The organism is Streptomyces sp. NPDC029044 (assembly GCF_040637495.1).
GTDB lineage: Bacteria > Actinomycetota > Actinomycetes > Streptomycetales > Streptomycetaceae > Streptomyces.
Window position 1 is genome coordinate 17,185 of the sequence record NZ_JBEZWN010000022.1, and the last position, 22,987, is coordinate 40,171.

Here is a 22,987-nt window from a genome sequence, read left to right on the forward strand (position 1 = left end):
TTCGCGGCCTCACCGGGTCGCGGCCCGCACCAGCGCGTCGAACAGCCCCTGCTGGGTGGGGTCCTCGTGGGCGGTGTCCTCCGGGTGCCACTGGACGGCCGTGAACCAGCCGTCGGCGCCCGGGAGTTCGAGGGCCTCGATCGTGCCGTCGGCGGCCCGGGCCGTGACCCGCAGGTCCCCGCCCAGCCGGTCGACGCGCTGATGGTGGTAACAGGAGGCGTCGGTCTTCTCGGCGCCCGCGGCCCGGGCGACGAGCGAGCCGGGTTCCAGGACGACGGGGTGCACCAGGTGCCGGTGCTCCCGCCCGGGGCCGCCCATGTCCTGCTCCAGGGTGCCGCCGAGGGCGACGTTGACGACCTGGAGGCCGCGGCAGACGGCGAGCAGCGGCAGTCCCGACTCCAGGGCGTGCCGGGCGACGTCGAGGTCGAAGGTGTCCTGGAGGGTGTCGACGTCGTAGACGGTGTCATGGGCGTGGCCGGCGCCGTAGCGGGACGGGGCGAGGTCGCCGCCGCCGGGGAGCAGGACACCGTCGAAGCGGGCGAGCCGGGCGGCGGTGCCCGTCTCGGCCGGATGGATGCCCGCCGGTTCACCGCCGGCCCGCCAGACGGCCTCGACCAGGGCGCGGGCGTTGACCTCGACGGCGTACCGGAGCGCGGAGGTGATGGCCGAGAAGCGGGCGGGGATCGCTATCAGGGGCCGGGTCACAGCTGGATCCAGGTGGTCTTGAGCTCGGTGTACTTCTCCAGCGCGTGGGCGGACTTGTCGCGGCCGTTGCCCGACTGTTTCATCCCGCCGAAGGGCACGGTCAGGTCGCCCTCCTCGTAGCAGTTGACCCAGACCGTGCCGGCCTTCAGGGCCCGCGAGACCCGGTGGGCGGTGGACAGGTCGGAGGTCCACAGGCCGGCGGCGAGGCCGTACTCGGTGGCGTTGGCCAGCCGGACCGCCTCGTCGAGGTCGTCGAAGGCGAACACCGAAAGGACGGGACCGAAGATCTCCTCCCGCGCCAGGCGCGACCCCGGGTCCACGCGGTCGAAGACGGTCGGCTCCAGGAACGTCCCGCCCGTCTCGGCGAGGACGCGGTCGCCGCCGGTCCGCAGCCTGGCTCCCTCGTCGAGGCCCTGGCGGATGTGGCCGGTCACGCGGTCCAGGTGCGCCCGGCCGACGAGGGCGCCCATCTCCGTCTCCGGGTCGAGGGGTTCGCCCACCCTCAGTTCACGGGCCCGCCGGACCACGGCCTCGGTGACCCGCTCGGCGACCGAGGAGTGGACGAGGAGCCGGGAGGGTGCCGTGCACATCTCGCCCTGGTTGAAGAAGATGCCCCAGGCGGCGGTGGCGGCGGCCCGGTCGAGGTCGGGGGCGTCGGGCAGGACGATGTTGGGCGACTTGCCGCCGAGTTCCAGCCAGACGCGCTTGAGGTTGGAGTCGGCGGCGTAGCGCAGGAAGTGGCGGCCGACGGCGGTGGAGCCGGTGAACGCCAGGACGTCGACGTCCGGGTGGAGGCCCAGGGTGCGGCCCGCGGTGGGGCCGTCGCCGGTGACCACGTTGAGGACGCCGGGCGGGATGCCGGCCTCCGTGGCGAGGCGTGCGAGGAGCAGGGCGGAGAGGGGGGAGTGCTCCGAGGGCTTGAGGACGACCGTGCAGCCTGCTGCCAAGGCCGGGGCGATCTTCCAGCCGGCCAGGGTCAGCGGGAAGTTCCAGGGGACCACCGCCCCGACCACCCCGGCGGGTTCCCGGGTGACCAGGGCGAGGGCGTCCGGGGCGGTGTGCGGGGACTCGTCGGTGAGCTTGTCCGCGAGCTGCCCGTACCAGCGGAAGGTGCCGATGACGGCGCGCAGCTCGATGCCGTACGCGTCCGAGATCGGTTTGCCCATCTCCAGGCTGACCGTGAGGGCGAGTTCCTCGCGCCGCTCTTCGAGCAGATCGGCGAGGCGGAGCAGGGCCCGGCCGCGCTCGGCGGGTGCCAGACGCGGCCACGGCCCGGTGTCGAAGGCGCGCCGGGCGGCGGCGACGGCCGCGTCGACCTCGGCCGGACCGCCGTCCGCGACCTCGGCGAGGACCCGGCCGTCCCGCGGGGACACGACCGGGAACACCGCCCCTGCCCCGGCCTCCTCGGCGCCGTCGATGTGATGGCCACCGGAGAGCTGGAACGCCTTGGCGCGGCGCAGCCACTCGTCGTGGGGGACGGCCGGCATGAGGACCTCCTTTGGTGTCAAACGATATGGATACGACTGTCCGCGGACGACGGCGCGTCAGCCGTCGGCGGCCGCCACGGTCCGGCCCCGCACCCGTGCGGCGAGCAGGCTCAGCGCCATGACGACCGGGACGGACAGCGTGAGCCACAGGGCGGTGCTGCGTTCGCCGCCGATGAGGGTGGTGAAGTTGGCCAGGATGAGCCAGATCGCCCCCGCGATGCCGAGCGCGCCCAGGGCGGGAGCGATCAGCGTGTTCCACGGGCGGGTGTCCAGACGGGTGCGACGGAAGAAGACGACGACGGACACCGAGGTCAGCAGGTACAGCAGCATCATCGCCAGGACGGCGACCCCGCTGAACCAGGAGAACAGCGTCAGCACCGGGTCCTTGCCCGCCAGGGCGAACGGCACGACCAGGAGGACGGCCAGGACCGTCTGGACGCATCCGGCGGTCCAGGGCGCGTGACGGCGGTTGAGGCGGCACAGCCGCAGCGGCAGCAGCCGGTCGCGGCCGAGGGAGAACAGGTAGCGGTTGGCCGAGTTGTGGAAGGTGAGGATGCCGGCGAACAGGGACGTGGCGAGCAGGACCGGCAGCACGTCGCCCACCCAGCCGCCGAAGTCCGCCGCGATCGGCGCGAAGACGAACCCGGCCCCGTCGCCGCCCTCCAGGGCCTTGCCCGCGGCAGCGGTGGCCTTGGATGCACCGTAGGAGGAGATGAGCATCCAGGAGACCAGGGCGAAGAAGCCCGTGACCACGGCGACCGCGAGGTACGTCGCCCGCGGCACGGTCTTCCTGGGCTCTCGGGCCTCCTCGCCGTAGATGGCGGTGGCCTCGAAGCCGAACATGGAGGCCACGGCGAACATCACGGCCACGCCCGGGGCGCCGTCCAGGGCCGCCGACGGGGAGAAGCTGTCGGCGAGGCCGAGCCCCTCGGGTCCGCCGCCCTTGAAGAGGGTGACCAGGGCGAAGACCGACAGGATGCTGAACTCCGCGAGGACGAACACGGCGAGGACCTTGGCGCCCATCTCGACGCCGGCCGCGCCGAGTGCCTGCACCACGGCCATCGTGGCCAGCGTCCAGACCCACCACGGCAGATCGAGGCCGGTGTGGGTCGCGACCAGGCCGCTCACGATGGCACCGTAGAGGCCGTACATGGCGGCCTGGATGGTGCAGTAGGCGAAGAGCGCGAGGCCCGCACTGCCCGTGCCGGTGGTGCGGCCCAGACCCTTGCCGATGTAGGTGTAGAAGGCGCCCGCGTCCACCACGTGGCGCCCCATGGCGACGAAGCCCACCGAGAACAGCAGGATCACCAGGCCCGCCACCAGGTAGGCGGCGGGCACGCCGGGGCCGTTGCCGAGGGCCACGGCGATGGGGGCCGCACCGGCGATGCCGGTCAGCGGGGCCTGGGCGGACAGGACGAAGAAGAGGATGCCCAGGACGCCGAGGGCGTTGGGCTTGAGCGTGCCTGCGGTGGGCGCGTCCGGTCCCGTCGCATGCCGGGAGACCGTCTGACTGTCCACTCGGATCACCTGCCAGAGGGAAGGAAGGATCGTTTCAGGCCAAACGAGTTGCCTCATCGTGAGGCTGAACTATCCGTTTGGCAAGGGGTGAGGGACGAGGAATTCCAGCGCGGGGGGGGGGCGTGCGGCGGCCGGTACGGGTCAGGCCTCGTCGTGGCGCCGCTCGGCGAGCAGGCGCAGCACCGAGCGCAGCTCGTCCAGGGCCTCGTCGATGACCTCGCGCTCACCGAAGACCAGCTGGTGCAGGACCAGTCCCTCCAGGGTGGCGAACACCATCCGGGACAGGCCCTGGCCGACCGGGCCGGGCAGCATCTGGGTCAGCTCACGCCGGGTCGCGTCGAAGTACTCGTCGTACAGCGACCGCAGGTGGGCCAGGAGCTCGGGCCGGCGCCGGGCCTCCAGCAGCAGCTCGTACTGGAACGCCTGGAGGTCCGGACCGGCCTCCACCATGTCGGTGAGACCGACCGAGAAGTCGTCGACCCTGCCGGTCCCCGGTTCGAGGGCGCTGCTGCTCAGGGAGGAGCGGATGGCGTGGGCCACGGCCTCCTCGATCAGGGCGTCGCGGGAGCCGAAGTGGTGCACGACGAGGCCGTGGGTGACCCCGGCCTCCTCGGCGACGGCCCGGTAGGTGAGCCTGCGCAGCCCGCCCCGGGCCACGACCCGCACGGCGGCCTCCAGCAGGGCCTCACGGCCCGTGCCGTAGTTCACGCGCTTGCGGGGGCGGCGCCCGGCGGGCTCGGTCATGCCCGTGACCCTACCGGGGCACTCGCGCTCTGCGTCGGGACGGCCGGGCCCCGCGTCAGCGGCGCGGGGGCCGGATGCCACGGAACTCCCAGTCACCGCCGAGCGCGGTCGACAGCACCTCCTCCGACTCCGTGGGCTGGGCGCCCACGTCCGTGCGGACGGCGGTCGGCCCGGTCACGATGTGGTTGGTGAGCCGCCCCAGTCCCTCGACCTCCACCTCCACGACGTCGCCCGGCCGGACGGGCCGCGAGTTGGCCGGGGTGCCGGACAGCAGGACGTCCCCGGGGTACAGGGTGATCGTGCGGGCGATGTCGGCGACGAGGTAGTGCATGTCCCAGGTCATCTCGTCGGTCGATCCGTCCTGCACCACCTCTCCGTTGACGTACGTCCGCAGCCGCTTGCCGTGGAAGTCCCAGTCGGTGACCAGGCCGGGTCCGAGCGGGCAGAGGGTGTCGGAGCCCTTCACCCGGAGCATGGACCCGGCGTCGGTGTCGCGGAAGTCGTGCAGGCCGAAGTCGTTGGCGATCGTGTACCCGGCGATGTACTCCCCCGCCTCGGCCGGGGAGATGTTCCGCGCGGTTCTGCCGATGACGATGGCGACCTCGCCCTCGTAGTTGAGCCACTTGCAGCCCTCGGGCCGGACGACGGCGCCCTGGTGGGAGTTGAGGGCGGAGGTCGGCTTGTGGAAGTAGGTGGGGGTGCCGGGAAGCCCGATACCGAACTCGTCCACCCGGCTGCGGTGGTTGAGGTGAACGGCGATGATCTTGGACGGCACCGCGGGCGGCAGGTGCCGGGCGTCCTCGGTCTTGACGCGGCGGCCGTCCCCGGCGACGAGTTCGTCTCCGTCGACGGTGACCTGGACGGCGGCGCCGTCGAGGAGGATGCGGCGGTACTCAGGCATGGGCGGACTCCTGCGCGGGGGTGTGGTCGGCGGTCCAGCCGCCGGCGGGGCGGTCGAACCAGAGGTGGGCCTGGCCGGTGCCGACGGAGTTCTCGTACGCGCCGTACTGGCGGGCCTTGGCGACACAGGCCTGCTCGCCGAGCGCGCCGGCCATCATCAGGTAGTGGAAGAACTTCGCCTCGGGCTTGAACTTCCAGAACTCGTCCATCGTGCCGAGGACCTTGTCGTGGCGGCCCTCCTTGAGCCACGCGATGCGCTCGTAGTCCGCCGCGCGGGCCTCGGGCGTGCGGATGTGGACGGGGTCGCTGGCCTCGTGGTCGCGCAGTTCGCGCAGCGGCCAGAAGGTGTGCGAGAGGGCGCCGGAGGCGATGAGCAGCACCCGGCGGCCGGGCGTCGCGGCGATCCCGTCGGCAAGCGCCCGCCCGAGCCGCAGATGGTCCTCCATGTCGCCGGTCTGGCAGACACCGATGGTGATCCACCGCTTGTCGGGCAGCCCCTCCCCCAGGTACTTCCAGAGGTTGAGGGTGGCGTAGTAGATCGGCAGGTACTCGTCGTCGATCGGGGTGATCCAGGTGCCGTGCTTGTCGGCGAACGCGGCCACGTTGTGGGCGAGTTCGGGGTCGCCGGGGAAGTCGTACGGCATCCTGCACATGCCGCGCGGCAGTTCCTCGGAGGTGAAGAGCCCGGCCCTGCGCGCCTGCGCGGTCACGACGAACTCGACGGTGGTGGCCCAGTGCGAGTCCAGGACGACGACGGTGTCGTAATCGTCGGCGGCATCCCTCTCGAAGACGTCCCTGCGCAGGTCCCGCAGCCCGGTGACGAGGGTGATCTCCTTGCCCTCGTTGAGCTCCAGCCGGTCCGCCTCGGGCAGCACGATGGTGGGCACGTGGGCGAGCAGCCCGGCCCCGACGATCTCACCCATGGTCCTGGTCCCATCCCTCCGGGGCGGTGACGGTGTTCTTCAGGTCGCAGTAGAAGTCGAAGCTCCAGGTCCCGCCCTCGCGGCCGACCCCGGACTGCCGGGAGCCGCCGAAGGGTGCCTGGAGGTCGCGCACGAAGAAGCAGTTGACCCAGACCGTGCCGGCCACGAGCCGCGCGGTGACCCGTTCGGCACGCTCCCGGTCGCCGGTCGCGACGGTGGCGGCCAGCCCGAACCGGGTGTCGTTGGCGAGCCGTACGGCCTCGTCCTCGCCGGTGAAGGTCTGGAGGGTCAGGACCGGTCCGAAGACCTCCTCCTGCACGATCTCCGAGTCCTGGGCGACGTCGGTGAGCAGGGTCGGCGCGTAGTACTGCCCGTCCTTGCGGTGCCCGCCGATGACCGCCCGTGCCCCGGCCGCGAGGGCCCGCTGCACGAAACCGTCGATCTTCTCCAGCTGGCGCGGGTGGATGGTGGGCCCGACGTCGGTTCCCTCGTCACGCGGGTCGCCCTGCCTCAGGGCCGTGGCCTTCGCGACGAACCGGCGGGTGAACTCCTCGGCGACCGGCTCCTCGACCAGCAGCCGGGTGCCCGCGAGGCAGACCTGTCCGGCGTTGTCGTACTGCTCCACGGCGAGGTCGACGGCCAGGTCGAGGTCGGCGTCGGCGAAGACCAGCAACGGTGACTTGCCGCCGAGTTCGAGACTCAGGGGCGTGAGGTTCACAGCTGCGGAGGCGGCGATCCGCCGGGCCGTCGGCACCGACCCGGTGAAGCTGATGCGGCGCACGTCGGGGTGGGAGGTCAGGGCGTCGCCGATCTCGGCGCCGTACCCCTGGACGACGTTGAGGACACCGGCGGGCAGTCCGGCCTCCGCGGCGATGTCGGCCAGCAGGGAGGCGGTCAGCGGCGACCACTCGGCGGGCTTGAGGACGACGGTGTCGCCGGCGGCGAGGGCGGGGGCGACCTTCCAGGTGGCCAGCATCAGGGGCGCGTTCCACGGCGTGATCAGCACGCAGGGCCCGGCGGGGTCCCAGCTGACGTGGTTGGTGTGCCCGCGCGTCTCGAAGTCCTCGTGGTCGAGGCGGAGCAGCCGGTCGGCGAAGAACCGGAAGTTGTGGGCGACGCGGGGCATGACCCCCCGCCGGTGGGACCGGAGCAGAGCGCCGTTGTCCGTGGTCTCGACGATCGCCAGCTCTTCGATCCGCTTCTCGACACCGTCGGCGATGGCGTGCAGGATGCGGGCGCGTTCGGCGCGGGGGGTGGCGGCCCAGGCGGGAAAAGCGTCCCGCGCGGCGGCGACAGCCACTTCGGCCTCGGCGGGCCCGCCCCGGGCGATCTCGCCGAGGGCACTTCCGTCGAGGGGAGAGTGATCGGTGAAGGTCCCGGCGGAGGCGACGCGACGCCCCCCGATCCAGTGCCGGGTGTCGACGGACACGCCGGCGACGGTGATGTTGTCAGACATAGGAAGAGTTCCATTCAATGAGGGGCTACTGCATGTCCTCAGGGGCGCGGGGAACTGCGCGAACAACCACGACGAACCCGCACCCGACCACCGGCACTACTCGGCACCCGCTCCGGACGTACCACTCTCCAGCAGCCGCCCCCCGTCCCAAACCACCCCGACCTGCCGGTAGTACGCAGCGATCGGCTCCCTGATCTCCAGCCGCGCCAGCTCCTCCGTAGGCGCCTCGAACAGCTCCAGCTCCGCATCGCCCACCCACGCCTGACCACCCTCGAAGGACGCGGCCCCGGACTCGACCAGCTCATCGAGAGCGAGCCCCTTGCCCTTCTCGATCGACGGCAGCCACCGGTGGTGCGCCATGGGATGCGCGTTGACGAAGCCGCCGCTGTCGGACGGCTCCCGCAGCGTCACCACGGCCTGCGCGAGACGCCGGTCCGCAGCCGCCAGGGTCGCCCCGAACCGCGCCCCCGCCTCGATCCGCGGAGCGGGCCCGTACGGATGCGGCCGCGTCTGGTGGATGGAGCCGAGCTTCTTCGGATACCCCTGGTGCAGCCCCCGCGCGATCGCGAAGTCCTTGTCCACCCAGATGTAGACACAGCGCGAGTACGTCCGCCCCCGGAACCGGCACCGCACCACCGCGAACGCCTCCTTGTACTGCGCCCGCACGGGATCCAGCAGTTCCTCCCCAGAGGCCGAGCACGACTGCCAGTCGGCCCAGATCAGGGCGACGGCCCCCGGATCGTCGTCCGCCAACTCCAATGGTTCGGGGAGCAGTTCGCGCACGCGTGAGGGATCCGTCCGGTACTCGACGGTGAGCAGGTCACCGGAGTACCGCCAGGGTGGAGCGGGGACCAGCGACGACGCGCCCGTCGCTGTCTTGGGATGGAAGTAACCACGAAGACCGGTCACGAGAGGGCTCCTTGCGGGATGAGGGCGGGCTGCTTCAGCAGTTCGGCGCGGTACCGGGCGGCAGCCCGGGCCGCCGAGGGTCCGCCGAGCGCCACGACACCGACCAGCCGTCCGTCGCGGTGGTAGCCGACCAGCACGTCCCCCGCGAGGTCGCCGTCGAGCACCCGGACGTCGCCGAGCCCCAGACCGGGCGCCCCGAAGGACTGCAACCGGAAGTCGTGCTGGTCGCTCCAGAAGGTGGGCAGCGGCGCGAAGGGCGGCAGGCCGGTGTCACCGCCGACGAGGACCTTCGCCGCGTGCTTGGCCGAGTCGGCCGGCACGGACCAGTGCTCGACCCGGCGCGGCACTCCGTCGTAGCGGGCGTTGGGAAAGCGGGCGACATCGCCCACTGCGACGACGTCGGGCCGGCCGCCGACGCGCAGGTGCTCGTCGGTGAGCACACCGTCGATCAGGTCGAGTCCGTTGCCGTCGAGCCACTCGGTGTTGGCGACCGATCCCACGGACTCCACCACGACGCCGGCGGGCAGCACGGACCCGTCGCTCAGCACGACCCCGGTGACACGGTCGCCGCCCTCGAACCCGGCCACGCCCGCACCGAGCACGAAGCGGACCCCGCGCTGCTCGTGCCGTGCGCGCAGTTCCCGCGCGAGCAGCTCCCCGAGCGGCCCGACCATGGGCAGGGGCAGCGGATCGACCACGGTCACCTCGGCCGCACCGAGCCCGACGGCCGTGGCGGCGACCTCGCAGCCGATGAACCCGGCGCCGACCACGACGACCCGTACCCCGGGCCGGGTCAGCTCGCCCCGCAGCACCTGGGCGTCGTCGATGGTCCGGACCGTGTGGCGGCCGGCGACCGGCCCGGGGCAGCGCAGCCGGCGGGGCCGCATCCCGGTGGCGACGACCAGACCGTCGTAGGCGAGGACCGCGCCGTCGTCGAGTTCGACTCTCCGGTCGGCGAGCCGGGCGGAGACGATCCTCGTGCTGAGCCGCCACTCCACGTCCGTAGCGGAGGCCTTCGGCGTGAAGGCCAGGGAGTCGAAGGACGCCTTGCCCGCGAGGACCTCCTTGGACAGCGGGGGCCGGTTGTACGGCGGGTGCGGCTCGTCGCCGATCACGGTGATGCCGCCGGTCCAGCCCGCGGCGCGCAGCTGCTCCGCGGCCCGCAGGCCGCCGAGGGAGGCGCCGGCGACGATCATGCGCCCGCTCATGTCAGTCCTCGATCCGGATGGCCTGGAGCGGGCAGACGTCCGCCGCCTCCTCGACCTCGTCGCGCAGGGCGTCGTCGGGGTCGGGGACGTAGGCGAGGCGGCCGTCGTCGTCCATCCGGAAGACGTCGGGTGCCGAGAAGACGCACTGACCGTGGTCCTGGCACTTGGTCATGTCGACGACGACCTTCATGGCCGGTCCTCCTGAATGTGAGGGCGTCGAAGCGGTGGGGAAGGGGGCCCGGCCGGAAGGGCCGGGCCCCGGCCAACGGGGTGCGTGGAAAGCGCCCCGAACTCGTTTGGCTTCAAACAAGGTAGGCAGGGGCAGAGGTGCGGTCAAGAGCTATCCGGATGGATAAATTCTTGTCCCGAGCCTCTTGCGGGGCCCCTCGTCCACGCTTACCGTTTGGCGTCAAACAGCCCTGGGCGGTCATGGCCCCGCCGCGCCCGGACGCTCGCTCTCACGCCACCCGCCTCCCCGGCCCCGTGTCCCGGAGGTGTCCCGACGTCCGCCCGAGGAGACAACGGTGAGCGCTCACGATTCCGAAGAAGTCCGCCGCCACATGGACCGGCTCGCCGCCGACGGCATCGACGTGGTCCGGGTGACCTATCCCGACCTGATCGGCACCGACCGGGCGCGCGACGTGCTGCTCGAAGAGCTGCCCCGGGCCTGTGAGCACGGCCTGGCGTTCTGCCGGGCCGTCTACCACACCAGCCCGCAGGGGGACGTGGTCCCGGTCGGCGGCGGGCTGGACGCGGGGCTGCCGGACATCTGCGTCCGGCCGGACCTCGACACGCTGGTGCCGCTGCCCTGGGAGCCGGGGGTGGCCGCCTGTCTGGGCGAGGTCGTCGACCCGGCGACCGGCGCGCCCGCACCCGAGTCGCCCCGTGATCTGCTGCGGTCCGTCCTCGCCCGGTGCGCCGAGCACGGACTGCGGCCGGTGGTCGGACCCGAGCTGGAGTACTTCCTGTGCGAGCCCGACGGGTCCGGCGGCTGGCGCCGCTACGCACCCGCCCCCGGGGTCGTCTACACCGCCGGTCTGCGCGCCGACCCGGACAACCACCTGCTGCGCACCCTGCGTCACGTGCGTGATCTGAGGGTTGGGGCGATCAGCGGCAACCACGAGTTCGACGGCGGCCAGATCGAGATCAACCTGGTCCACTCGGACGCCGTGTCGGCCGCCGACCGCTCGTTCCGCTTCAAGGCCGCGATCAAGGAACTGGCGCGGAAGGAGGGCCGGCTGGCCACCTTCATGGCCAAGCCCTTCAACGACGCCGGCGGCTCCGGCTTCCACCTTCACCTGTCCTGCGACGACGAGGACGGCCACAACACCTTCGACGACCCGTCGGGCGCGTACGGACTGTCCGCCACCGCCCGGCACGCCGTCGCCGGAGTCCTCGCCCACGCACCGGCCCTCGCCGCGCTGCTCAACCCCACGGTCAACTCGTACAAACGCTTCGGCCCGGACACCCTCGCGCCGTGGCTGATCGACTGGGGGCTGGACAACCGCAGCGCCATGGTGCGCATCCCGCCCGAGCGGGGCAGCGGGGCCCGGCTCGAACTGCGCCTCGGCGACGCCGGCGCCAACCCCTATCTGGCGATCGCCGCGACGACGGCCGCCGCCCTGCTGGGCGTGCTGGCCGGCGAGGAGCCGCCCGCCCCGCTGGAGGGCTACGGCTACGACACCGCCCGCTCGGCCGTCCTGCCGAAGACCCTGTCCGCCGCGCTGGACGCGCTGGAGGCGGACACCGCCCTGACCGGGCTGCTCGGCAAGGGCTTCACCACGTCCTTCCTCTCCTACAAGCGCGACGAGGTCGAACGCTTCCACCGGCACGTGACGGACTGGGAGTTCACCGAGTACGCCTACCACCTGTGACGCCCCCTGTGCCGCCGAGGAGCAAGCCGATGACGACCGAGACCCCGACCGACGCCGTGCGCGAGCCGCTGCCCCTGGCCGAGGTGGACCTCTCCGACCTGGACCGCTTCACCGACGGTGTGACGCCGTGGCGGATGTTCCACACCCTGCGCCACGAGGACCCGGTGCACTGGCAGCCCGAGGAGGCCCCCAACTCCGGTTTCTGGGCGGTGACCCGGCACGAGGACATCGTGCGGGTGGACCGGGACGCGGAGACCTTCACGTCGACGAGGTTCGTCAACCTGGAGGAGGTCGACGACGACCAGATCAACAAGCGCGCCTCGATCCTGGAACTGGACGGGGTACGGCACCGGGCGCTGCGCAGCGTCATCCAGCGGCAGTTCGGCGCGAACGTGATCAGCGGGTACACCGACTTCCTGCGCGGGCTGACCGCGAGGACCCTCGACGCCGCCCTGGCCAAGGGCCGCTTCGACTTCGTCGAGGACGTCTCGGCGGACTTCCCCATCAACGTGCTCGCCCGGCTGCTGGACGTGCCCCCGGAGGACAACCGGAAGCTCATCGACTGGGGCAACCGCATCATCGGCCACACCGACCCCGACTACGCGGACGTCCTGCTGCACAGCGAGGAGAGCGAGCGCTACCGCGACCTGCCCTTCCGCTCCCCCGCCTCGCTGGAGGTCTTCGAGTACGGCCGCGAGCTGGCCCGGCAGAGGCGGGGCGGTGAGGGAACCGACCTGGTCTCGCGCCTGGTCAACACCACGCCCCGCGACGGCGTCCCGCTCTCCCCGCAGGACTTCGACAACTACTTCCTGCTGCTGGTCGTCGCCGGCAACGAGACGACCCGGCACACCATCTCCCACTCGATGCTGGCCCTCCTCCAGCACCCCGAGCAGCTGGCCCGCCTCCAGGAGGATCCATCGCTGATCCCGGTCGCGGTCGAGGAGTTCCTGCGCTGGGCCTCCCCCGTCTACCACTTCCGCCGCACCGCCACGCGCGATGTCGAGCTGGGCGGCAAGCGGGTGAGGGAGGGCGACAAGGTGGTGATGTGGTTCGCCTCCGGCAACCGCGACGAGGAGGTCTTCGGCAACCCCTACGACTTCGACGTCGCGCGCCGCGACAACGACCACGTCACCTTCGGCAAGGGCAGCCCGCACCTGTGCCTGGGCAACCTCCTCGCGCGCACCGAGATCCGCATCATGTTCGAGGAGCTGATCCCGCGCCTGGCGGACATCCGCCTGACCGGCGAGGTGCCGCGCGTGCGCTCCAACTTCGTCAACGGCATCAAGAAGCTCCCGGTGGAGGTCACCCCGGCCTGACGCCCGCGATCACCGGCCGAGTTGCGGCTCGCCCAGGACCTCGCCGCCGATGTGCGCGGCGGGTTTCCGGGCGGGGGGGGCGGGTCGCCGAACTCGGTCACGTGCACGGAGACGGTGCGCTCCTCGGCCCAGCGGCCCCGCTGGGCCCGATCGCCGAGGAAGGCGATCCGGACCCCGTCGTACGGGGGCGATCCGGAGTGGCCCGCGCCGGTTCGTCCGGCCATCCGCCGTGCCACTCGATCGTCACGTCGAGACCGGATCCGGCACACCGGCCGGCCACCGGGACGATGCGTGCTCGGGCGTGTTCGAAGGTCACGCCGGGAAGGAGCGCGGTCATCCGCCGCACCCCCCGGCCGGGCGCAGCTGCGCGGTGGGCCGCACCTCGTCCTCCTGCTCCGGCAGCGCGCGACCGCCCCCCTTTTTCTTCGCACAGTCCGGCAGCGAGCGCTGCGGACATGCGTCGTGCCGCGGTCGGCGGGAGGCTGGTGGTGTCGGCACGGTCACGCGGCCCGAGGAGATCGCCATGGACACCGCCACCCTGGAAGACATGCGGACCACGCTGCGGGGGCCGGTGATCGGCCCGCGGGACGCCGGGTACGACCAGGCTCGCAAGATCTACAACGCGATGATCGACAAACGGCCCGCCGCCCTCGTGCCCTGCGCGGACGCCGCCGACGTGATGGCCGCTGTCACCTATGTCCGCGACCACGGCCTGGAACTCGCCGTGCGCGGCGGCGGGCACAGCGGCCCCGGCCTGTGCCTGGTGGATGACGGCGTCACGGTCGATCTCTCGCCGATGCGCTGGGTGCGGGTCGACCCGGAGGCGCGCACCGCCGAGGTCGGCGGCGGCAGCCACCTCGGCGACCTCGACCACGCCACGCAGGCCTTTGGGCTCGCCACCCCCACGGGCATCATCTCCATGACGGGCGTGGGAGGTCTGACCCTCGGCGGCGGCCACGGCTACCTCACCCGCAAGTACGGGCTGACCGTGGACAACCTGATCTCCGCCGACGTGGTGCTCGCCGACGGCAGCTTCGTCACCGCGAGCGAGACCGAGCACCCGGACCTGTTCTGGGCGCTGCGGGGCGGCGGCGGCAACTTCGGCATCGCGACCTCCCTCACCTACCGCCTGCACCCGGTGGGCACGGTCGGAGCCGGGGTGACGGTGTGGCCGGTCGAGAGCACGCGCGAAGTGCTGGCGTGGTACCGCGAGTTCCTCCCGCAGGCCCCCGAGGACGTCTACGGCTTCTTCGCCGTCCTCGTCGTCCCGCCCGGCCCGACCTTCCCGGAGGAGCTCCACGGGCGGAAGGTGTGCGGCATCGTGTGGTGCTGCACGGGCGACCCGGACGGGGCCGCCGAGACCCTGTCGGTGGTGAACGACGCGGGCCGGCCGGCCTTCCACTTCACGACGCCGATGCCGTACGACGCGCTCCAGGGCATGTTCGACGAGCTGATCCCGACGGGCTACCAGTGGTACTGGCGGGGCGACTTCTTCGACAGCATCCCCGACGCCGCCCTGGACGTGCACCTCGCCTACGGCCGGAACAACCCCACACCGCTCTCGCTGATGCACCTCTACCCGATCGACGGCGCCGCCCACCGGGTCGGCCCGGACGACACCGCGTGGAGCTACCGGGACGCCCTCTGGTCCGGTGTCTTCGCCGGCGTCGACCCCGACCCGGCCAACGCCGAGACGATCAGGCGATGGTGCGTGGGCTACCAGGAGGAGCTGCACCCGTACTCGATGGGCGGCTCGTACGTGAACTTCATGGGCTCGGGCGAGGGCCAGGAGCGGGTCCGGGCGACGTACCGCGGCCACTACGACCGGCTCGCCCGGGTCAAGCGGACCTACGACCCGGACAATCTCTTCCACGCCAACCAGAACATCGAACCGGCGAGAGGGTGACGGCCATGGGCGGGATGGTCGACGCCGACGGCGTGCAACTCTGGGTGGAGCAGCGGGGCGAGGGACCCGACGTCCTGCTCGTGGCGGGGCTCGGGGACCCCGCCGAGGCGTGGCGGCCACAGCTCGACGGGTTCGCGGACCGCTACCGGCTCACCGCGTTCGACAACCGGGGCGCGGGCCGCAGCCCGCTGCCCGACGGCCCGCTCTCCGTGGCGCAGATGGCCGACGACGCCGCGGCACTGCTGCGCTCGCTCGACATCCCGGCGGCGCACATCACGGGCTTCTCGGGCGGCAGTTTCATCGCCCAGGAACTGGCCCTGCGCCACCCCGGCCCGGTGCGCAGCCTCGTCCTCATGAGCACGATGGCCCGTCCCGATCCCTACTTCCGCACCATGACGCGCTTCTGGAACTGGATGGCCGAACGCGCTCCGGACGAACGGGCCATGCTGGAAGCGTTCTTCCTGTGGGTCTACACCCCGCGCGCCCACGCCGACGGCATGGTCGACCGCTTCATCGACGAGACGCTGACCTTCGAGCATCCGCAGTCCGCCGAGGCGTTCCAGCGCCAGCTCGCGGCGTTCGCCGGCCACGACACCCTCGACCGCCTCGGCGGCATCAGCGTCCCGACCCTGGTGCTCGCCGGTGAACTCGACCTCGCCACTCCGCCGCGCCTCGGCCGTGCGGTCGCGGACGGCATCCCGGGCGCCGTGTTCGAGGTGCTGCCCGGGGAGGCGCATCAGCCGTTCCAGGAGGTGCCGGAGGTGTTCAACGCGCGGGTCGGCGCCTTCTGGAGGGAGGTGGAGGCGCGGGCCGACGGGAGAGCCGTCCGGCACCGCTGACGCTTCCGACCGGCCTGCGCGTCCGTTTCACCGGCCGGTGCCCGCCGGGCGCAGGCGGCGGGCACCATGTGCTCCTCGACGGGTGTCAGGCCGCGGCGAGAGCGGGTTGCGGTTCCTCCGCGGCGGCGAGCAGGGCGAGGAGTGTGGCCCGGGCCCGCGCGACGCGGGAACGGACCGTGCCGACCGGGCAGTTGCTCAGCGCGGCGGCCTCCGCGTAGGGCAGGCCGAGCAGCTGTGTGAGGACGAACGCCTCGCGGCGTTCGTCCGGCAGCCCGGCCAGCAGCTCCAGCAGCGCCACGCCGTCGTCGAAACCGGGCAGGCCACGCGGCTGGGCGAGTTCGGCCGCCGGCTCCCAGTCCGGCAGGTCGGCCGGGCGGGGGCGTACGGCGGTGTACCGGATGCTGTCGGCCACCGCGCGCCGGGCGATCGCCAGCAGCCAGGTCCGCGCCGAGGAACGGCCCTCGAACCGGTGCAGGCTGCCGAGCGCCCGCAGGAACGTGTCCTGCGTCAGGTCGTCCACCGCCTGCGGGTCGGCGCACAGATGGGCGACGTACCGGACGACGTCCCGGTGCAGGGCGCGCACGAAGTGCTCCACGGCCGCGGAGTCGCCGCCGCGGGCGGCCAGCGCCCAGGCGGTTATCGACGCGTCGGCCGACGCCGTTCTCTCGTACGGAAAGGGCAGGGCAGGAGTGATCACCTGAGGTCCTTGTCGGGGTCCGGGACCGCGAGGACGCGAGCAGGCAGGCCGTGAGGTCAGACGTGCGCGCGTGCAGGCGCGGTCCGGTGAGCGGGGGGGCGCGGGCGTGTCCGTACCGCGCGCCGGGGAGAGTGACCTCCCCCGGTGCGCGCCGGCACGGAGGTACGGCCGCCACCGGGGCGCGCAGGGGCTGCCCCGGCCGGCACCGGCTGCCGTCAGGCGGCAGCGGCCCCCGCGGGCGGTCCCCGGGTGGTGATCGCGTGAACGAGCAGGAGGCGGCGCGGCGAGCGGTTCGGCGGCCGTCGCCGCCGGCGCACGGGCGGGGGCGGCGGTACGGGCGGGGCGAACAGCAGCCGCAGGGGTGCGGCGAGCCGGCTGCCCACGGCACGCAGCAGCCGGAAGACGGCCCGTTCCCCGTGGCCCAGCCACAGGCCGCACAGCAGCGCGGCCAGGAGGTGGGCGGCGACCATGCCGAACGACGAGTCACCGCCGGGGACGTGCCCGGCGTGCGGGGACATGGCCTCCATCGCGCCCGCACTCATGTCGTGGCTCATGGATCCCCCGCCGTGGCCCATGGCCGGCATGTCCATGGAGTGGGCCCCCGATGCGGACGGGGCCGGCGGGCCGAGGGAGAACGCCGAGTGCAGCGCCGTCTGGACGGCCACGGCGACGGCGACGACCAGGCCCGGTCCGCGCTCGCGGCCCGCGAGGCACCAGCCCGCCGCGCTCGTGAGAGCCCAGCCGGCCAGCAGCGTAGACAGCGGCACGTGGTCGCCGGACATCATGACGTGCCCCAGGGCGGCGAGCACGACACAGACGGCCGCGAACACCGCGGCCCGTATCGCGCGAGCACACCACCCGACTGTCATGGCGCCTCATCCTCGCATCCGGCCCCGCCCCGACACCCAGGAGTACGGACATCCGCCCGGCCGGGCACTCAATCCGAGCCATGTGATCCAGGCCACTGCCGTGGAGCCGGTGGCTCCGGTGGGGCCGCGGCAGAATCCACGGCGTGGACATCACCGCGCAGGAGCTCAATCGGGCCACTCTCGGACGCCAGTTGCTGCTGGGCCGGGAGGTCATGGAGGCCGCGGAGGCGGTGCGGCGGGTGGTGGCGCTCCAGGCGCAGCACGCCGCTTCGCCGTACGTGGCGCTGTGGAACCGGCTGGCCGGGTTCGCGCCGGCCGAGCTGGACGCCGCGTTCACGGAGCGCGCGGTGGTCAAGGCGACCCTGATGCGGATCACGTTGCACGCCGTCCACGCGGACGACCACCGGGTGTTCCGTGAGGCGATGCAGCAGACGCTGTACGCCTCACGGCTCGGGCACCGCTTCGCCGCGGCGGGGCTCACGCCGGCCGACGGCGAGGCGCTCGCCCCGGGGTTGCTGGACTTCGCGGACCGGCCCCGGACGGCCGCCGAGGTGCAGGACTGGCTGGCGGAGCAGGTCGGTGAGGAGAAGAAGGCCGGGGCGTGGTGGGGGCTCAAGGCGTACGCGCCGCTGCTCCACGTCCCGACCGGCGGGCCGTGGTCGTTCGGCCCCCGGTCGTCGTTCGTCGCGGCGCGCACCGGTCCGGTGCCCGAGGGGCGGGAGACGGTGGCGGAGGCGCTGCGCCACCTGGTTCTGCGCTGTCTGGCGGGCTTCGGGCCCGCCTCGGTGGCGGACGTCGCACAGTTCGCCATGGTGCCCCGGGCACCGGTTCGGCGTGCGCTGCTCGCCCTGGACGACACGGTGGAGCAGCTGCGGGGACCCGACGGAACCCTCCTGTACGACGTACCGGGCGCCCCACGCCCGCCGGCGGACACCCCGGCACCGCCCCGGCTCATGGCCATGTGGGACAGCGTCCTGCTGGCCCACGCCGACCGCAGCCGCGTGATTCCGCCGGCGTACCGCCGTCTGGTGATCCGGGTGAACGGCGACGTGCTGCCCACGCTGCTGGTCGACGGCCGGGTCGCCGGCGTGTGGCGCGCGGTCGACGGCGGCGTCGAGGCCACGGCGTTCCACGACCTGCCGGGCGCCGCGTGGGACGGGCTCGCCGAGGAGGCCGCGTCGCTGACGGCGATGCTCGCCGGCCGCGATCCCGAGGTCTACCGCCGCTATCACCACTGGTGGCCGAAACTCCCCGACGGTCAGGTGCGCCTGCTCAAGGGCTGAGACGTCGCGTTCCATGATCCCAGCCGTTTACCCTTCAGGGGTATGCGCGGGACCTAAGGTGGGTCGCCATGACGACACAGCCCACTCCGACGACAGAGCCGACTCCCGCGAACCCGGCGGCCCAGCCCTACCTCTCTGAGCTGTTCTCCCTGGAGGGCCGGGTCGCGGTGGTCACGGGCGGCAGTTCCGGCATCGGGCGCGCCATCACCGGTGCCCTCGCGCGCGCCGGGGCGAGCGTGGTGGTCGTGGCCCGTGGCGTGGCCGGGCTGACGGCGACGGTCGGGGAACTGACGGCCGAGGGCTGTCGCGCCGCGTGGGTCAGTGCGGACCTGAGCACCCGCGACGGCGTGCGGACGGCCGCCGAGCGGGCGGTCGAGCCCTTCGGGGAGCCCGGCATCCTCGTCAACAGCGCCGGGATCAACCTGCGTCCCCCGATGGACGAGCTCGGCGAGGACGTCTGGGACGCGACGATGGCCGTCAACCTGGAGGCGCCGTTCCTGCTGGGGCAGCGCTTCGGCCCCGGTATGGCGGAGCGCGGGTACGGGCGGATCATCCACATCAGTTCGCAGCAGGCGCACCGCGCGTTCGTCCAGAGCGGCGCCTACGGTGCCTCCAAGGGCGCCCTGGAGGCGCTGGCCCGCTCCCAGGCCGAGGCGTGGTCGCCGCGCGGCGTCACCTGCAACGTCCTCGTGCCGGGCTTCGTCATGACACCGCTCAACGCGCGGCTGTCGTCGGACCCGGAGAAGGTGGCCGCCCTCGCCGCCCGCACGATGATCGGGCGCAACGGTCTCGCCGACGACTTCGCGGGCGCGGCGGTCTTCCTGGCGAGCGCGGCGTCCGCCTACGTCACCGGCCAGTCCCTCTTCGTCGACGGCGGACTGTCGGTCCACTGAGGCCGCCCCGGCATCCGTGCGGGTCCCCCGAACGGACAGCGGCCGACGGGCGACGACCGGTGCTCGGTGTCACGCTGGGCACACAGGACCCGCCGAAGGGAAGCATCGCCATGATCACGACGGAGTACGTCCCCGGTTCCCCCTGCTGGCTCGACCTGGGCGCTCCGGACGTCCCGGCCGCCGCAGCCTTCTACGGTGCCGTCCTCGGGTGGGACTACGAGTCCATGGGCGAGAGCGAGGACTTCGAGGGCGGGATGTTCAAGAAGGACGGCAAGATCGTCGCCGGGCTCGGCAAGCTCACCGAGGAGGGCGCGCGGTCGGCCTGGATGCTCTACTACTGCGTCTCCGACGCGGACGCCACGACGCAGGCCGTGCAACAGGCGGGGGGCGCCGTGCGGGTCGCGCCGATGGACCTCGACGACTGGGGCCGGATGGCGCAGTACAGCGACCCGCTGGGCGGCCAGTTCGCCGTCTGGCAGCCCGGCACGAACAAGGGTCTCGAACTGGTCGACCAGCCGGGCTCCCTGTCGTGGACCGAGCTGTACACGAGCGATGCCGCGGGTGCGCGGGAGTTCTACGGGACCCTCTTCGGCTGGCAGTTCAGCGACATGCCGCTGCCGGGCGACGCCGGCACGTACACCCTGATCACCCCCTCCGGACTCCCCGAGGACCGGATGCACGGCGGGCTGATGCAGCTCCGCAAGGAGGACCTGGCCATGACGGGCGGGCGGCCGTACTGGCACCCCGTCTTCGCCGTCGAGGACTGCGACGCCGCGGTGGCAGAGGTCGCCGGGAACGGCGGCACCGTGCAGATGGGCCCGGAGGACATGGAGGGCGTCGGCCGCCTCGCCGTCTGCCTCGACCCGGCCGGCGCCGACTTCGTGGTGCTCACGCCGTCCGTGACCTGAACCGGCCGCCCCGCACACCGCTCCGACCCGGCCACGGTCGCGACATGAACCGGAAGCCCGATTCCGAAGACACAGGTCAGCTCGCCCGTCTGGCGAGGGGCTGGGCCGAGGCGATCGTCTCCAACGATCCCGCGCGGATCGCGGCCTTCATGGCGGACGAGTGGGTCATCGTGTCCGATTCGGGGATCGATCCCAGGGAGAAGTTCCTCTCCCTCGTCGAGTCCGGTGCGCTCACCCACTCGGCGATGGACCTCAGGACCGATCCGCGGGTCCGCGTCTACGGCGACACCGCCGTCGTCACCGGGCGGGTGACGAACACGGCCCACTACCAGGGCGAGCGCCATGACGCCGACGAGTGGACGACGGACGTGTTCGTGCGGCGGCAGGGCCGCTGGCTGTGCGTACTGAGCCACATCACACCGGCGGCCCCCGACTGAACCCCTCAGTCCTCTTGCATATGATGTGCAAATGCATGAGTATCGCATCAGGGAGGCCACAGCGGCCGACGTCGACGGGGCCCGCGCGGTGATGCTCGACGCCGTCTACCGCGACTTCGGCACGGGTTACGTGCCGCACTGGCACGCCGACATCATCGATCCGGTGCCGTTCTACGTCACGCCACCCCGGCACACCCTCCTGGTCGCCGTGGACGAGCGGGACGGCACGGTGGCGGCCACCGCGGCCCTGGACTCACGCGGCCCGGCACACCCGCCGAACCCCCGCTGGCTGGCCGAGCGGTTCCCCTCGGGAGAGACGGCGCAGCTGCGGCGGGTGTACGTACGCCCCGGGCACCGGCGGCGCGGCCTGGCCCGGCAACTCGTGGACGGGCTGCTGGAGTTCGCCCGGGCCGACGGCGGATACCGGTCCGTTTACCTGCACACGTACCCGCACTCCCCCGGCGCGCTGGGCCTGTGGAAGACGCTGGGCAAGGCGGTGTGCGACGAGCGGGAGGAAGTGCCCGGCGGGGGCAACGGGGTGGTGCACTTCGAGATACCGCTCACTGGATGAAAATGGTATTCATATACACTATGAGAACCTCCCGCCGGCTCATAGCCGGGCTGCTCGTGCTCCCCTTGCTCTCCGGCTGTTTCGCCTCCTCCGGTGACGACTCGTCCGCCTCCGCCGACGGAGCCGCAGGCGGGGCACGCCTGCGCGTGGCCCTCCCCTTCGCCCCGACCGAGAACTACTCGCCGTACGGCCAGGACGCGATGCTCCTGTCCCGGCTCGGTGTCACCGAGGGACTGACCAGGCTGGACGCCAACGGCACGGCCGTACCGGCCCTGGCCGAGTCGTGGAGCAGCGAGAACGGCGGCAGGAGCTGGGTGTTCACGCTGCGGGACGCGAAGTTCCAGGACGGCGAGGCCGTCACCGCCGAGGCCGTCGCCGCCGCCCTCACGGCCGCAGGGAAGGCCGACCCGGCACCGGCCGCGCTCTCCGGTGTGAAGCTGACCGCCACGGCCGAGGACGACGACCGGGTCCGGGTCGCCACCGCCGCATCCGACCCCGTCCTGCCCCTGCGGCTGTCGAACCCGTCCCTCGCGGTGTTCTCACCCAAGGCGTACGGCAAGAAGGGCACGGTGAACGTCGTCGGCACCGCCACCGGCCCCTTCGCGCTCACCAGCACCGAAGGCGACACCGCCGCCACGCTGGACCGTTTCGACGACTACTGGGGCGGCCGGGCCCAGGCGTCCGGCGTCACCGCCAGGTTCGTCTCCGACGGCACCGCCCGCGCCAACGCCCTGCGCACCGGCCAGGTCGACATCGCCGAGTCCCTGCCCGTCGCCCAGCTCGCCTCCCTCGACCAGGACGACGTCCACGAGGTCAACACCGCCCGCAACACCAGCCTTTACCTCAACACCAGGTCCGGCGCCTTCACCGACCCGGGCCTGCGGGCGGCCGCACGCGAGGCGATCGACACCTCGGTCATCGCCAAGGGCGCCTACGAGGGATACGCCGTCCCCGCGCAGGGCCTGTTCGGTCCGGCCCTGACCTGGGCGGCCGGCAAGCGCGTCGAACCGGCCGGGCGGGCGCGCGCGACTCGCCCCGACAGCGAGAACATCACCCTCGCCACCTACAGCGACCGGCCCGAACTGCCGGAAACCGCCCAGGTACTCCAGCAGCAGCTGCGCAAGGCCGGGTTCAAGGTGAAGCTGGAGGTCCGCACGTACGCGCGTCTCGAAGGCGACCTGCTGGACGGCGCGTTCGACGCGGCGGTCTTCTCCCGCAACATGATGCTGGACACCGGCGACCCGGTCACCGTCCTCGCGAGCGACTACACCTGCGACGGCTCCAACAACCTGTCGTTCCTGTGCGACAAGAACGTGGACAAGCTGGTCGCCGCCGCGCAGGCCGAGTCCGGCACCGCCGAGCGGCAGGACGCCGCCATGAAGGCGGAGGCGGCCGTCCTCGGCACCGACTCGGTGATCCCGCTGGTCCATCTGAAGCTGGTCGCGGGCATCGCGACGGACGTGCAGGGCGCGCTGCCCGATCCGTACGAGCGCACCCTCATCGGTACGGGGACCCGGCGCTGAACAGCTCGCGGACACCCTCGA

General features: G+C 72.5%; 22 protein-coding genes. 10 read left to right on the forward strand and 12 right to left on the reverse strand.

Annotated elements, in window-relative coordinates:
* Window positions 1-9: 9 nt before the first annotated feature.
* From AB0E85_RS19410 to AB0E85_RS19455, 10 genes are all read right to left on the reverse strand, one after another.
* Window positions 10-705: a gamma-glutamyl-gamma-aminobutyrate hydrolase family protein gene (locus AB0E85_RS19410; protein ID WP_361928476.1), complete on the reverse strand. Its 696-nt coding sequence runs from the start codon at window positions 703-705 to the stop codon at window positions 10-12.
* Window positions 702-2,192, reverse strand: a complete 1,491-nt coding sequence (locus AB0E85_RS19415; protein ID WP_361928478.1) for an aldehyde dehydrogenase — start codon at window positions 2,190-2,192, stop codon at window positions 702-704. The genes AB0E85_RS19410 and AB0E85_RS19415 overlap by 4 nt, the downstream gene beginning before the upstream one ends.
* Window positions 2,193-2,249: 57 nt before the next feature.
* A complete protein-coding gene (locus AB0E85_RS19420) occupies window positions 2,250-3,710 on the reverse strand; it encodes an APC family permease (protein ID WP_361928481.1) in 1,461 nt (486 codons plus the stop codon).
* Between the two features lie 141 nt (window positions 3,711-3,851).
* The gene (locus AB0E85_RS19425; protein ID WP_361928484.1) at window positions 3,852-4,454 is read right to left on the reverse strand and encodes a TetR family transcriptional regulator; all 603 of its coding nucleotides are present in this window, start codon (window positions 4,452-4,454) and stop codon (window positions 3,852-3,854) included.
* A gap of 55 nt (window positions 4,455-4,509) precedes the next feature.
* Window positions 4,510-5,355: a fumarylacetoacetate hydrolase family protein gene (locus tag AB0E85_RS19430; RefSeq protein WP_361928487.1), complete on the reverse strand. Its 846-nt coding sequence runs from the start codon at window positions 5,353-5,355 to the stop codon at window positions 4,510-4,512.
* On the reverse strand, window positions 5,348-6,277 hold the full coding sequence (locus AB0E85_RS19435; protein ID WP_361928490.1) for a 3,4-dihydroxyphenylacetate 2,3-dioxygenase: 930 nt from the start codon (window positions 6,275-6,277) through the stop codon (window positions 5,348-5,350). Before AB0E85_RS19435 ends, AB0E85_RS19430 begins: the two co-directional genes overlap by 8 nt.
* Window positions 6,270-7,733, reverse strand: a complete 1,464-nt coding sequence (locus tag AB0E85_RS19440) for an aldehyde dehydrogenase (RefSeq protein WP_361928492.1) — start codon at window positions 7,731-7,733, stop codon at window positions 6,270-6,272. Before AB0E85_RS19440 ends, AB0E85_RS19435 begins: the two co-directional genes overlap by 8 nt.
* Window positions 7,734-7,829: 96 nt before the next feature.
* Window positions 7,830-8,642, reverse strand: a complete 813-nt coding sequence (locus AB0E85_RS19445; RefSeq protein ID WP_361928495.1) for an acetoacetate decarboxylase family protein — start codon at window positions 8,640-8,642, stop codon at window positions 7,830-7,832.
* On the reverse strand, window positions 8,639-9,850 hold the full coding sequence (locus AB0E85_RS19450) for an FAD/NAD(P)-binding oxidoreductase (RefSeq protein ID WP_361928497.1): 1,212 nt from the start codon (window positions 9,848-9,850) through the stop codon (window positions 8,639-8,641). Before AB0E85_RS19450 ends, AB0E85_RS19445 begins: the two co-directional genes overlap by 4 nt.
* A 1-nt stretch (window position 9,851) precedes the next feature.
* A complete protein-coding gene (locus AB0E85_RS19455) occupies window positions 9,852-10,040 on the reverse strand; it encodes a ferredoxin (protein WP_361928500.1) in 189 nt (62 codons plus the stop codon).
* Between the two features lie 334 nt (window positions 10,041-10,374).
* Between AB0E85_RS19455 and AB0E85_RS19460 the strand changes: the two genes are divergently transcribed.
* The 4 genes from AB0E85_RS19460 (at window position 10,375) to AB0E85_RS19475 (ending at window position 15,785) form a co-directional block, all read left to right on the forward strand.
* The gene (locus AB0E85_RS19460; RefSeq protein ID WP_361928502.1) at window positions 10,375-11,724 is read left to right on the forward strand and encodes a glutamine synthetase family protein; all 1,350 of its coding nucleotides are present in this window, start codon (window positions 10,375-10,377) and stop codon (window positions 11,722-11,724) included.
* Between the two features lie 29 nt (window positions 11,725-11,753).
* Window positions 11,754-13,040, forward strand: coding sequence for a cytochrome P450 (locus AB0E85_RS19465; RefSeq protein WP_361928505.1), 1,287 nt, complete (start codon window positions 11,754-11,756; stop codon window positions 13,038-13,040).
* A gap of 523 nt (window positions 13,041-13,563) precedes the next feature.
* Window positions 13,564-14,946 (forward strand): FAD-binding oxidoreductase, encoded by a 1,383-nt coding sequence (locus AB0E85_RS19470; protein ID WP_361928507.1) that lies wholly within the window; start codon window positions 13,564-13,566, stop codon window positions 14,944-14,946.
* Between the two features lie 5 nt (window positions 14,947-14,951).
* Entirely contained in the window at window positions 14,952-15,785 is an 834-nt protein-coding gene (locus tag AB0E85_RS19475) for an alpha/beta fold hydrolase (protein ID WP_361928510.1), read from the forward strand.
* A gap of 85 nt (window positions 15,786-15,870) precedes the next feature.
* Here the strand turns inward: AB0E85_RS19475 and AB0E85_RS19480 are convergent, their stop codons facing one another.
* Complete coding sequence (locus AB0E85_RS19480) at window positions 15,871-16,482, reverse strand: sigma-70 family RNA polymerase sigma factor (protein ID WP_361928513.1); 612 nt, start codon at window positions 16,480-16,482, stop codon at window positions 15,871-15,873.
* Between the two features lie 215 nt (window positions 16,483-16,697).
* Window positions 16,698-17,351, reverse strand: coding sequence for a hypothetical protein (locus tag AB0E85_RS19485; RefSeq protein WP_361928516.1), 654 nt, complete (start codon window positions 17,349-17,351; stop codon window positions 16,698-16,700).
* 143 nt (window positions 17,352-17,494) lie between these two features.
* Here AB0E85_RS19485 and AB0E85_RS19490 point away from each other — a divergent pair, with 143 nt between their 5' ends.
* The 6 genes from AB0E85_RS19490 (at window position 17,495) to AB0E85_RS19515 (ending at window position 22,966) form a co-directional block, all read left to right on the forward strand.
* A complete protein-coding gene (locus AB0E85_RS19490; protein ID WP_361928518.1) occupies window positions 17,495-18,634 on the forward strand; it encodes a winged helix DNA-binding domain-containing protein in 1,140 nt (379 codons plus the stop codon).
* A gap of 68 nt (window positions 18,635-18,702) precedes the next feature.
* Window positions 18,703-19,527, forward strand: coding sequence for an SDR family oxidoreductase (locus AB0E85_RS19495; protein ID WP_361928521.1), 825 nt, complete (start codon window positions 18,703-18,705; stop codon window positions 19,525-19,527).
* Between the two features lie 110 nt (window positions 19,528-19,637).
* Complete coding sequence (locus tag AB0E85_RS19500; RefSeq protein ID WP_361928523.1) at window positions 19,638-20,435, forward strand: VOC family protein; 798 nt, start codon at window positions 19,638-19,640, stop codon at window positions 20,433-20,435.
* A gap of 44 nt (window positions 20,436-20,479) precedes the next feature.
* On the forward strand, window positions 20,480-20,872 hold the full coding sequence (locus AB0E85_RS19505; RefSeq protein WP_361928525.1) for a nuclear transport factor 2 family protein: 393 nt from the start codon (window positions 20,480-20,482) through the stop codon (window positions 20,870-20,872).
* Between the two features lie 31 nt (window positions 20,873-20,903).
* A complete protein-coding gene (locus tag AB0E85_RS19510) occupies window positions 20,904-21,443 on the forward strand; it encodes a GNAT family N-acetyltransferase (protein WP_361928527.1) in 540 nt (179 codons plus the stop codon).
* 20 nt (window positions 21,444-21,463) lie between these two features.
* Window positions 21,464-22,966 carry an ABC transporter substrate-binding protein gene (locus AB0E85_RS19515; RefSeq protein WP_361928529.1) on the forward strand — a complete coding sequence of 501 codons (1,503 nt, stop codon included), beginning with the start codon at window positions 21,464-21,466 and terminating at the stop codon, window positions 22,964-22,966.
* The last annotated feature ends 21 nt before the right edge of the window (window positions 22,967-22,987 follow it).